A 12224-nucleotide genomic window follows, 5' to 3' on the forward strand; every position below is an offset into this window, starting at 1 on the left:
TCGGTTCGACTGAACCGAATAAATGCCGGCGTGTCGGAATGGCAGACGAGGCAGACTCAAAATCTGTTGTGGGCAACCACGTGCGGGTTCAAGTCCCGCTGCCGGCATTAATATTTTGGAAAAGAATCGACTACTGGTCGGTTCTTTTTTTACGCGAGTAGCGAGAAAAATCTGGGAGAAAAGAAGGAGCCAAGCTCGCTTTGGCGAACTTCTTTTCTGTTCAGATTTGGCGAGCACCGCGATAACTCGAGAAACTCGCTAAGCGTGTTTCCCGTAGTTACGCGAGTAGAAGGTAAGGAGGATTACATGGAACAGACCAATGACAGAACATTTTTAGAAACAGAACCGGTAGGAAAGCTGTTATTAAAACTGGCATTGCCTACCGTTGCAGCCCAGTTGATTAATATGATGTATAACATAGTAGACCGTATGTACATCGGCCATATTCCGGGGGATGGTGCAATGGCACTGACCGGAGTTGGTGTATGCATGCCGCTTATTATGGTAGTATCTGCGTTTGCAGCACTGATTAGCAATGGCGGTGCTCCACGGGCAACCATATTTATGGGAAAAGGAGAGAAGGACAAGGCGGAAAAAACGCTGGGGAACTGTTTTGGCACCCAGATTATTGTATCGCTGATACTGACTGCATTTCTGCTGGCTGGAAACAGAGGCTTTCTTCTGGCATTTGGAGCCAGCGAAAATACAATTTCTTTTGCTGCTGATTATATGAATATTTATGCTATAGGAACGATTTTTGTGCAGTTGACCCTGGGGATGAATGCATTTATTACGGCGCAGGGATTTGCCAGAACCAGTATGCTGTCGGTACTGATTGGTGCAGTGATTAACATTGTGCTGGATCCGGTATTTATCTTTGGATTTGGAATGGGTGTAAAAGGAGCAGCGCTGGCAACGGTTCTTTCCCAGGCATGTTCCTGTATCTGGGTGCTGGCTTTCTTATGCGGAAAGAAAACGCATCTTCGCCTGAAAGGAAAAAATATGGTTTTGCAGGCAAATATTATTTGGCCGAGTATTGCACTTGGAACAGCAATGTTTATTATGCAGGCAAGCGAGAGCGTGATTTCAGTCTGCTTTAATTCTTCGTTATTACGATATGGCGGAGATATGGCAGTAGGAGCCATGACCATATTAACCAGTGTCATGCAGTTTGCACTACTTCCGTTACAGGGATTGGGTCAGGGAGCGCAGCCGATTATCAGCTATAATTATGGAGCCAAAAGAGCAGACAGGGTAAAAGAAGCCTATTTCTTATTATTGAAAATTGATGTTGGATTTTCCTTTGTTTTGTGGGCACTGGTGATGGCATTTCCAAGAGCATTTGCAGCCATGTTTACCTCAGATGCGGCACTGATTGCGTATACTGGAAATGCACTCCGGATTTATCTTATGGCAATTATGATATTCGGAATCCAGATGGCGTGTCAGATGGCATTTACATCACTGGGAAAAGCAGTATCTTCTATTATTGTAGCGGTCATGCGTAAATTCGTATTATTACTGCCGCTTATTTATATTATGCCACACATTTTTACCGGCAATCAGGCAATGGCAGTTTATATGGCAGAGCCGGTAGCGGATGTGCTGGCGGTAAGCTTTACGTCTGTACTGTTCTATTTCCAGTTCCGCAAGGTGCTGCGTCAGATAGAAGAATAGTTCAAAAAGAGCCTTTTTTGAGGCTCTTTTTCGTTGACAATAAGTTATCATATATGATAACATAGAGACAGTTGTTGAGGTGAGAAATGGAGAAGAATAAGAGCAGGGAGCAGTCGACGCGTTCGGATGTGGTGCGTCAGTTGAAGGCGGTGCGCAAGGAACAGCATATTACCCAGGAAGTGCTTGCAGAGCGGGCAGGCACGAAGAAATCCAATATTTCCAGATTGGAGAGCGGAAGATATAATCCAAGTCTGGATTTTCTGGTGAAGGTAGCAGGCTGTCTGGGGAAGACCGTAGAGATTCAGATTATGGACAAATAGAAGGAGACAGGGTATTATTATGAAGAAGAGCAAACCGAAGACCATGGGGAAAAATATTGACCGGGATGTGGAATTATGCAGAACTACCAATGCCAGAGTCAGCAGTCAGATGATGCGGACACTGGTAAGCCATGAGATTCCGTTTACACAGAACTGGGTGAGAGTTCCATTTTATAAGAGAGTTGCTTATAATGGGGCGAAGGAAGTCTGCGTTATCAGCACACATTATAACCAGTATCAGCGGGCGAGAAGAGTATTAGACCATATGGAAGTGGTATATCGGGAACGCATGATTTTGCATGCGGTATAAGACAGGAGGAAAAAGAGATGGAGAGCTTAACAAAGCAGTTTCCGGATAAGGAGACATTTGACAAATTCTTTGTAGAGAATTTCAAGACCATGACTTACGAAGATGTAAAAGAAGGCTTAGAGGAATTAGTCAAGGCAGAAGGATTAAATATATTTCAGGATGATTATGTGAAAAATGTACGGAAAGAGGATTTTAAAGAGCATCTTTCCAAGGGCGCACGATTTGAATTTGAAAATGCCATGACAGAAGCATTTTACGATAAGAATCCGGAAGTATATGAGGCGGCATTTGGACTTTACGAAGAAGTACCAAAGCAGGCAATGGCAATTACTGAGACTTTTCACCGCACGTATCAGGAGATATATGAAGAAAGTTTAAATTGTATGTTTGATGCAGTGATAGCTCCGTTGTTATAAGAAAAAATTTTTCGGATATTTGAATGTATAATCCACTTTTTTAGAATAGCAGATTCTGACTGTGATTCTAAGAAAGTGGATTTTTTCGTTGTCAGGCATTCATAAGAAAATGCTGGTGGCAGGTTTTGTAGGTGTAATTTGGAAAGCGTACTTCCTGACTTTAGAAAAATTTAATTTCAAAAAGTGAAAAGATTGTGCTACCATTACAATAAGCAGGTAACAGGTGGTTATGAAGGAGATAGATTTTGGTCTGAAAATATTACGGGATGCACAGAGGAATTATCTTTATTCGGTATGAAATGCCAATCGTTCTTAGAATGCGTGTTTTTCTTGTTTGTAAACTGTCTTTCCGGTTGCTTTGGCGGAATAGCTGCACTGTCCGTCGAAGGCAGATGCCACATAATGCCTGCAAGGGACACTGGGAATTTCGATATTATATGTAATCGCATCTGGCAACCGGCACAAATTCACATCCTTGTTCAGTTGTGCCTCGCTGGTGCATCCGTGCACTAGCGTTGCCTGTTGCCAGACGAAATTCCAAGTGTCCCTAAACAGCCCTTATCAGGCATCTGTATTTCGACGAACCGTGTAGCTCTTCTGACAAACATTGGAAAGACGGTTTTTATAACAACAAGGAAAACACGTATTTTAGAACCATGGCATTTCATAGCGGAAGATAATCCCCTGCGCATCAGCGTAATATAATTGGAACAAAGTTCGCTATCCCGTTTGCACAATCACTTGAATAACCAGAATAAAAGGAGGAAGCTATCAAATGGCATTTGTATCCTTTCAGAATGTAAGTAAAGTATATAAAACCGGAGAAGTTACGATAGAAGCATTACATGATGTGAATTTTGAAATAGAAAAGGGAGAATTCTGCGTTATCGTAGGAGCGTCCGGAGCAGGAAAGACAACAATATTAAATATATTGGGAGGAATGGATTATCTGACCACCGGAAAAGTATATCTGGATGGAGAAGAAGTCTCAGCATATAATAAGCGGCAGCTTACCAGTTACCGGAGATATGATGTGGGATTTGTATTTCAGTTTTATAATCTGGTGCAGAATCTTACAGCATTGGAAAATGTTGAACTTGCAGCACAGATTTGCAAGGAACCGTTAGATGCAGCAACAGTTTTAGATGAGGTGGGCTTAAGTGAACGGAAAGCCAATTTCCCTGCACAGCTATCCGGTGGAGAACAGCAGAGAGTGGCAATTGCAAGAGCACTGGCAAAGAATCCGAAGGTGCTGCTTTGTGATGAACCGACAGGCGCACTGGATTATAATACCGGAAAAGCCGTTTTAAAACTGCTGCAGAATACCTGCAGAAAACAGGGCAAAACAGTCATTGTAATTACACATAATCAGGCACTGACTGCAATGGCAGACCGTGTCATTACCGTAAAGAGCGGAACCATTCAAAAGATAGAGAAAAATGAACATATCGTGGATGTCGATGAGATTGAATGGTAGTCCATGTGGAAAAGAAAGGGTTTGAAATATGAAATCCATGATGAAGAGAAATACATTTCGTGAGATAAAGAAAAGCTTTGGAAGATATTTTGCTATCCTTGCCATTATTGCACTGGGTGTTGCATTTTTTTCCGGCCTTAAGATTACCCAGTCGGTCATGGTGCATTCTGCGGATGTCTATTTAAAGGATTTGCAATTCTATGATTATCGTCTGGTATCCACACTTGGCTTTACAGAAGAAAATGTAGAAGCACTGGCAGAAAAAGAAGATGTCCGGGCGGCAGAGGGTGCCATATCGGCAGAGGTTCTTTATAAGGATGCCGGAGAAAATGAGCGCGTTATCAAGATGCATTCCATCACAGAGAAGGTCAATAAACTGAAGCTGGTTGCCGGAGAAATGCCGCAGTCCGCTGATGAATGTGTGGTAGATTCCGCGCTTTTTTCAGAAGATGCCATTGGAAGCAAGCTGGTTCTTTCGGAAAATAATACAACAGATGATTTAGATAAATTTGCATACAAAGAATATACGATTACCGGACTGGTACAGTCACCGTGCTATATCCAGTTTGAACGTGGCAATACATCCATTGGAAATGGCAGAATCAGCGGATTTGCCTATATATTAAAAGATGGATTTGCAGTAGATTATGACACAGAAATCTATATTAAATTTGATGAAGATTATGACATCTATTCCGATGAGTATGATTCCTATATGGACGCAAAGGAAGCAGACTGGGAGGCCTATACAAAGGAACAGGCAGATATCCGTTATGAAAAGATTGTAAAAGACGCACAGGACGAACTGGATGAGAAGAAGGAAGAGTTAGAGGAAAAGCGGGCAGAAGCGGAAGCGGAATTAGAATCGGCAAAGCAGCAGCTTACGGATGGAGAAACAGAGATCTCCGATGGAAAAAATCAGATTGCTTCTGCAAAGACCGAGCTTTCTGCTAAAGCATCGGAGCTGCAGTCCGGGAAGGATGCATTGTCTTCTAAGGCGGCAGAATTAGAGAGCGCATCGCAGCAGATTTCCGGGCAGGAAAGTGCACTGGCAGCAAAAAAGGCAGAGTATGAGCAGGGATTGAATGCTTATTTGGCAGCAAAGCAGCAGGTGACAGATCAGAGAAACAGCCTTGAGACCGCAAAAGCACAGTTGACAGAAAATACTCCGGGCTATGAAGAGATGCTGGCACAGATTGAGGCCGGTTTAACGGAGGTTGCCGGTGCAGAAGCAGAATTAAATGCAAAGAATGCGGAATTAGAAGCAGCCGCAGGTCAGCTTTCTTCTGCGGAAAGCCAGCTGGCAGCCGCAAAGCAGCAGATAGAAGATGGAAAAAATGCACTGGCAGCTGCCGAGGCAGAGCTTACGGATGGGGAGAAGCAGCTTGCGGCAGCAAAAGAACAGATAGAAGAAAAAGAAGATCAGCTTGAGGCTGCAGAAACAGAGCTGGCAGACGGCTTATTGCAGTATCAGGAGAATCAGAGTGAATTTGATGAGCAGATGCAGGATGCGGATGACCAGATAGCAGATGCACAGAGTAAGATAGATGAAATCGAGAAACCAGAGACTTATGTACTGGACCGGAATACCAATGTGGGTTATGTGTGCCTGAAAAATGATTCCGGTGTAGTAAAAGGAATTGCCAATGTATTTCCGGTATTCTTCTTTCTGGTGGCAGCGTTAATCTGCATGACGACCATGAATCGTATGGTAGAAGAACAGCGGACACAGATTGGAGTATTAAAGGCACTGGGTTTTAGTGAAGGAAAGATAATGGGAAAATATCTTTTCTATTCCGGCTCTGCAGCCATCAGCGGAACGTTAATCGGCTATGTGCTGGGAATCCATTTCTTCCCGTTAGTCATCATAACCGCCTATGGAATTGTCTATAAAATGGGTGGGATTTATTATGTGTCTGACCTGCCACTGGCACTGGTTTCACTTACCGTTGCAGTACTTTGCTCCGTTGGGACGACCTGGCTGTCCTGCCATAAAGAGTTAAAAGAAGTGGCGGCAGATTTGATGCGGCCGAAAGCACCAAAAGCCGGAAAACGTGTATTCTTAGAGCATGTACCATTTATCTGGAAGAGACTTAAATTCTTGCAGAAGGTATCCGTAAGAAATATTGTCCGCTATAAGAAGCGTTTCTTTATGATGGTAATCGGAATCAGCGGCTGTACGGCATTGTTGGTGATGGGCTTTGGTGTAAGGGATTCTGTAGTGGCAGTGGCAGACCAGCAGTATGAAGAAATCCAGCTTTACGACATTGGAGTTACATTAAAAGATGGAAAGATGCCGGGAGAGGCTGACCTTAAATCTTTAGATTCTGTATTGGAAAAGGAAAATGCAGCAGGCATGTATGCCATGGAAAAGACCATTGACCTGGTGACAGATAAAGGAACTAAGTCGATTCATATGGTGGCAGTGGAAAATCCGGATGAAGTAGGAGACTTTATTTCGCTGCATACAAAGAAACAGGAGCCGATTGCTTATCCAAAAGAAGAAGAAGCAGTACTTTCAAAGAAAGTAGCAGAAACCTATGCAGTCAAAAAAGGCGATACGATTCTGCTGCGTGACAGTGACAACAATGAGATGCACTTAAAAGTCACCGGAATCTGTGAGAATCATATTTATAATTATGTATACATTGCACCGGAATCCTATGAAAAACAGATTGGGGATGTGGTATTTAAAAACGTGTATGTGAGACTGCCGGATGCGTCAGATATTCATGAAGTGAGTGCGGCACTGATGAAAGCAGATGGTGTGACGGCAGTAACCGTTAATTCCGATATGTTAAGCCGGATTTCACAGATGATGTCCTGTATGAATTATATTGTCATTATCATTATTATCTGTGCCGGAGCACTGGCATTTATCGTATTATATAATCTTAATAATATCAATATTACGGAACGGGTGAGGGAGATAGCTACCATTAAAGTATTGGGCTTCTATCCAAAGGAAACGGCATCTTATGTGTTTCGGGAGAATATGGTCTTAACTGCTATCGGCTGCGGACTGGGACTGATTTTAGGAAAATGGTTCCATCGTTTTGTAATGGGTGAGATACAGATTGATATGGTATCCTTTAATGTACAGATTAATGCAGTAAGTTATCTCTTTAGTGTTTTGCTGACGATGGGCTTTGCATGGATTGTAAACTGTATGATGACAGGCAAATTAGAACGTATCAACATGGCAGAATCCTTAAAATCAATAGACTAAAGCAGACTGTTTTTTTGCAATTTTTTTCTGGCAAACCGAAGGAGCGCAAGAAAGGATAAAAAAGTAGTCAGCAGTTCGCCTGCAAGCATGCCATAGAGGTAGCAGCGGATGCCATATGTTGGAATCAGTGCATAGATAAAGAAAATGCGTAAAGTGCAGCCGCTCATATTAATGTAGAACGCACGCCCCGGTTTCCCTAGACCGTGAAGAACGGAAGTAAGGGTGGTGGACAGATAGAGGAAAGGGCAGATCCAGCTTAATATGAGTATGAAACTGCCGGCTAATGTGTTCTGGAAAACGAATTGTCCAATCCATTTCCCAGTCAGAAGAAAACCGAAGGTACAGGAAAAGCCAAGAAGCAGACAATAAAACACCGTTTTTTTAATAGTACGGCGGATTAAGTGAAAATCCTTTCTTGCATAGGCTTCTGAAATAGCAGGCATCAGCAGCACCGAGACAGAATTTACAAGGACATTGGGAAAAAGAATCATTGGCATTGCCATTCCGGTAAAAATGCCGAAGACGCTCAAGGCATCCTGATTGCTGTAGCCATATTTTTTTAAGCAGATGGGAATCAGAATGGCTTCGATACTGGAAAATAAGTGATATGTTACATGATTGGCGGTAAGGGGCAGTGCAAAGAGGGAAAGCTCCTTAAAAATTCTTTTCATATGCCTGCTGCACTTTTTGAAATGAAGGCAGCTTACGGAAAAGAGTGAAGAAGCCAGTTCACCGCAGACAATACCCCAGACAGCAATGGATGGCGTGATGGGATAACTTTTTTCCAGGCAGATAAGATAAAGTGTATAGACACTTAAGACCCGGACAACCTGCTCCATAAGCTGGCTTACGGATGGCACCAGAGTTTTCTTCTTCCCATAATAATAACCATTGATACAGGCATGGACACTGGCAGGAATCAGGCAGTAGGAAAGAATAACAAGGAGTGGAGCACAACGGGCTTCATCTAAAATATGAATGGCAATAAAATCAGAATAAGAAATCAGAATAATAGTAAGTGAGAGTGCAATTCCCACAGAAAGAACCAGGCCGGCATAGAGGTAACTCATGCCGGTATTTTTATGGTCGGCTGCAGCAACAAAGCGGGAGACAGCGGTCTGGATGCCGGAGGCACTGAAGGCAATACAGAGGGCAAAAACCGGAAAAATAAGCTGATAAATTCCAAGACCTTCTGCACCAATTATGCGGGAGAGGAATATTCTATAGAAGAAACCGATTACTCTGCTGGAAAGTCCGGTCACAGTAAGCAGGAGAGTACCGGTAATCAGTGGATTTGAAATGGATTTCAACGGTTTCAATTGGAGCCTCCATGAAAAACCAGATTTGTCAAAAGTATATGATAAATCAGAGGCAGAAAGAACTATTCTCAGAGGGAAAGAAGCATGAAGAAAATGATTTATCTTGATAATGCAGCAACAACACCGACAGCACCGGAAGTAATCGAAGCAATGCTGCCCTTTTATGAGCGTCGTTATGGAAACCCATCTGCCCTGTATGATCTGGGGCAAAAAAGTCATGATGCCATAGAAGAAAGCCGGCAGATCATTGCGCAGAGCATCGGGGCGCAGCCGGAGGAAATATATTTCACAGCCGGAGGAAGTGAATCTGATAACTGGGCATTGAAATGTACCGCAGAAAGTATGGTTATGCGAGGCCGGCATATCATTACCACGAAAATAGAGCATCATGCTATTTTAAGAACCTGCGGATATCTGGAACAGAATGGTTATGAGATTACTTACCTTCCGGTAGATGACAAGGGAACGGTTTCCTTGGAGCAGGTGCGGCGGGCAATCCGGCCGGATACCATATTGATTTCTGTTATGATGGCAAATAATGAAATTGGCACCATAGAACCTATAGCAAGAATCGGTATGCTTGCCAGGAGATATGGAATCTGTTTTCATACGGATGCCGTACAGGCATATGGACATATTCCCATTGATGTCAACAGAATGAATATTGATATGATGAGTGCCAGCGCACATAAATTCAACGGACCTAAGGGAACCGGATTTTTATATGTGCGAAAGAAAAAGAGGATACCTCCTTTTATCCATGGAGGAGGCCAGGAAAGCGGTGTCCGGGCGGGAACTGAGAATGTGCCGGGAATTGTAGGCATGGGAAAAGCGGCAGCCATGGCGATGGAAAGCTTAAAAGAGCGGATGGAAATCGAGACAAGGATGCGGGATTACTTGATTTATTCAGTATTAAAGCAGGTGCCGAAGGTAAGGCTGAATGGGGAATGGAACAACCGCCTTCCGAATAATGTGGACTTTTGTTTTGATGAGTTAGAAGGTGGGAATCTTTTGGTTATGCTGGATATGGATGGAATCTGTGCATCGGCAGGTTCAGCGTGTTCTTCCGGAGAACATGAGCCATCCCATGTGTTAACAGCCATCGGTGTACCGCCGGAAATTGCAAGGGGAGCATTGCGGCTTACTTTAAATGAAAAAATTACGGCAGAGCAGATTGATTATGTGACTGCCTGCATCAAAAAGAATGTCACAATCCTAAGGGGACAGAAGGAAACCGTAAAATTCACTTGACGGATGCTGACAGTGTGGGTAAACTGTGAGTGCAGCTAAAAATTTGCCTGTAGGATAGGATTAAATATATGAAGGAAAAAGTAGTAGTTGGAATGTCCGGCGGAGTGGATTCTTCCGTTGCGGCATATCTTTTAAAGGAACAGGGCTATGATGTGATTGGTGTAACCATGCAGATCTGGCAGGATGAGGAAGAGACACAGCAGCAGGAAAATGGCGGCTGCTGTGGCCTAAGTGCCGTGGATGATGCCAGAAGAGTGGCTGACCGGTTGGAAATACCATATTATGTGATGAACTTTAAGCAGGAATTTAAACAGTATGTAATGGATTATTTTGTGGCAGAATATTTGGCAGGAAGAACGCCGAATCCATGTATTGCCTGTAACCGTTATGTGAAATGGGAGTCACTTCTTGCCAGAAGCTTAAGCATCGGAGCAGATTATATTGCAACCGGACATTATGCAAGAATTGCAAAATGTGACAACGGACGTTTCGCAGTGGCAAAATCTGTAACAGCAGCCAAGGATCAGACCTATGCATTATATAACCTGACACAGGAGCAGTTATCCCATACATTGATGCCGGTAGGTGCTTATCATAAAGATGAAATCCGCAAAATCGCAGAAGAGGTGGGACTTCCGGTGGCTCATAAGAGAGACAGCCAGGAAATCTGCTTTATCCCGGATAATGACTATGCAGGTTTTATTGACCGTGAGGTTGGAGATGCAGTTCCGGGAGAGGGAAACTTTGTGACAAAAGATGGTGAAATTATCGGACGGCACAAAGGAATTACCCACTATACCGTAGGACAGCGCCGTGGCTTGAATATACCATATGGCAAACGGATTTTTGTAACAGAAATAAGACCGGAAACCAATGAAGTAGTGGTAGGTTCGCCAGAGGATGTATTTACGGATACACTGGTTGCAGACCATGTCAATTATATGGGACTTACCGATTTTGATGGCAGACGTCTCTTAGGTAAAATCCGTTATGGACATGCAGGAGCCATGTGTACCGTGGAAAATATCGGAGAGGGCAGGATCCGCTGTCATTTTGAAGAACCGGTCCGTGCTGTGACACCGGGTCAGGCGGTGGTATTTTATGATGGGGATTTTGTCGCAGGTGGTGGAATTATCATAAGAAAATAGTGAATTGTGCACAAAAATAGAGTGATAAAATTATATATTATATACGAAGTTTACATTCCGGACTTGACGTTTCTGATAAAATATAGTACATTTGTAATGTAATAAGCAGGGACGCAAACCGGATTGTTACTAGAGATAGGCAAGACTGGATTGCACTTTAAGATAATTGTTAGGTCGGATTATTTAGAGTGTAATGCAGCTTTTTTTATATCATAAACAGGTGAAACGTAATGCAGATTATCAAAGTAATTAACAATAATGTGATCAGTTCCGAGGACGATAAAGGTAAAGAAATCGTTGTTATGGGAAAGGGCATAGGCTTCGGAAAGAAAGCCGGAGAAGAAATAGAAGAGACAAAGATAGAAAAAGTATTCTCCCTTCCGGACGAAAGTACCAGCCAGTTCATGCAGGTGGTAAAGGACATGTCGTATGAATATATCCGGACAGCCGAGCTGGTTATCGCATATGCCAGAGAAACATTAGGTTATCATTTAAGTAAAAATATTTATGTGACATTAACAGACCACTTGGGATACGCCATAGAGAGAAAGCGGCAGGGCATCGTTGTTGCGAATGAGCTTTCCTGGGAGATGAAGAAATTCTACAATGCAGAATTTCAGGTGGGATTGAAAGCCTTAGATATTGTAAAACAGGAATTAGACGTGGAGCTGCCGGAGGATGAAGCTGGATTTATTGCGATGCATCTGGTAAATGCACAGATGGGCGGTCAGATGAACCAGTCCAGGAACATGCCGGCAATGATAAAGGATATACTCAATATAGTCAGATATACCTTTCAGGTGGAATTGGATGAAAAGAGCCTGTCCTATGAGCGTTTTGTAACGCATTTAAGATTCTTTGTACAGCGGGTAATCAGTCGGGAAGACAGTGAACGTAATGATGAAGAATTTGACCAGTTGATTGCGGATCGTTTCCCGCGTTCCTACGAATGTGCACAGAAGATAAAGAGTTACATGAAGAAGAAGCTTGATTATGAAGTCTCGGATGTAGAGATTTCCTATCTGGCAGTACACATTCATCGTGTGATTCACAGTATGAATAAGTAAATACCCTTTC

At 43.0% G+C, this 12224-nt stretch carries 10 protein-coding genes and 1 tRNA gene; 10 read left to right on the forward strand and 1 reads right to left on the reverse strand.

The features are described 5' to 3' along the window. The first annotated feature begins 24 nt into the window (after positions 1–24). The 7 genes from DWV68_RS10975 (at position 25) to DWV68_RS11005 (ending at position 7429) form a co-directional block, all read left to right on the forward strand. Positions 25–107 (forward strand) — tRNA-Leu (locus DWV68_RS10975). A 199-nt stretch (positions 108–306) separates the two neighbouring features. Further along, entirely contained in the window at positions 307–1677 is a 1371-nt protein-coding gene (locus DWV68_RS10980; protein ID WP_117840772.1) for an MATE family efflux transporter, read from the forward strand. A gap of 86 nt (positions 1678–1763) precedes the next feature. Continuing rightward, a complete protein-coding gene (locus tag DWV68_RS10985) occupies positions 1764–1997 on the forward strand; it encodes a helix-turn-helix domain-containing protein (protein ID WP_022242419.1) in 234 nt (77 codons plus the stop codon). Positions 1998–2016: 19 nt separating this feature from the next. Further along, on the forward strand, positions 2017–2307 hold the full coding sequence (locus tag DWV68_RS10990) for a hypothetical protein (protein ID WP_118665795.1): 291 nt from the start codon (positions 2017–2019) through the stop codon (positions 2305–2307). A 17-nt stretch (positions 2308–2324) separates the two neighbouring features. Beyond that, positions 2325–2723 (forward strand): hypothetical protein, encoded by a 399-nt coding sequence (locus DWV68_RS10995; protein ID WP_022242417.1) that lies wholly within the window; start codon positions 2325–2327, stop codon positions 2721–2723. Between the two features lie 775 nt (positions 2724–3498). Continuing rightward, a complete protein-coding gene (locus tag DWV68_RS11000) occupies positions 3499–4200 on the forward strand; it encodes an ABC transporter ATP-binding protein (RefSeq protein ID WP_117840773.1) in 702 nt (233 codons plus the stop codon). Between the two features lie 28 nt (positions 4201–4228). Then, complete coding sequence (locus DWV68_RS11005; RefSeq protein ID WP_243089540.1) at positions 4229–7429, forward strand: ABC transporter permease; 3201 nt, start codon at positions 4229–4231, stop codon at positions 7427–7429. On the opposite strand, the gene DWV68_RS11010 is transcribed toward DWV68_RS11005, so the two are convergent. Continuing rightward, entirely contained in the window at positions 7426–8748 is a 1323-nt protein-coding gene (locus DWV68_RS11010; RefSeq protein ID WP_118665797.1) for a polysaccharide biosynthesis protein, read from the reverse strand. The genes DWV68_RS11005 and DWV68_RS11010 overlap by 4 nt on opposite strands. A gap of 84 nt (positions 8749–8832) precedes the next feature. Here DWV68_RS11010 and DWV68_RS11015 point away from each other — a divergent pair, with 84 nt between their 5' ends. The 3 genes from DWV68_RS11015 to licT all read left to right on the forward strand — a co-directional run bounded on the left by DWV68_RS11015 (position 8833) and on the right by licT (position 12214). Further along, on the forward strand, positions 8833–9999 hold the full coding sequence (locus tag DWV68_RS11015) for a cysteine desulfurase family protein (protein WP_118177229.1): 1167 nt from the start codon (positions 8833–8835) through the stop codon (positions 9997–9999). 68 nt (positions 10000–10067) lie between these two features. Further along, positions 10068–11147, forward strand: coding sequence for a tRNA 2-thiouridine(34) synthase MnmA (mnmA, locus tag DWV68_RS11020; RefSeq protein WP_118177228.1), 1080 nt, complete (start codon positions 10068–10070; stop codon positions 11145–11147). A 230-nt stretch (positions 11148–11377) separates the two neighbouring features. Continuing rightward, positions 11378–12214 (forward strand): BglG family transcription antiterminator LicT, encoded by an 837-nt coding sequence (gene licT, locus DWV68_RS11025; RefSeq protein ID WP_118177227.1) that lies wholly within the window; start codon positions 11378–11380, stop codon positions 12212–12214. The last annotated feature ends 10 nt before the right edge of the window (positions 12215–12224 follow it).

This window comes from Roseburia sp. AF12-17LB (assembly GCF_003479605.1).
In the GTDB taxonomy this organism is placed as follows: Bacteria; Bacillota; Clostridia; order Lachnospirales; family Lachnospiraceae; genus Roseburia_C; species Roseburia_C amylophila.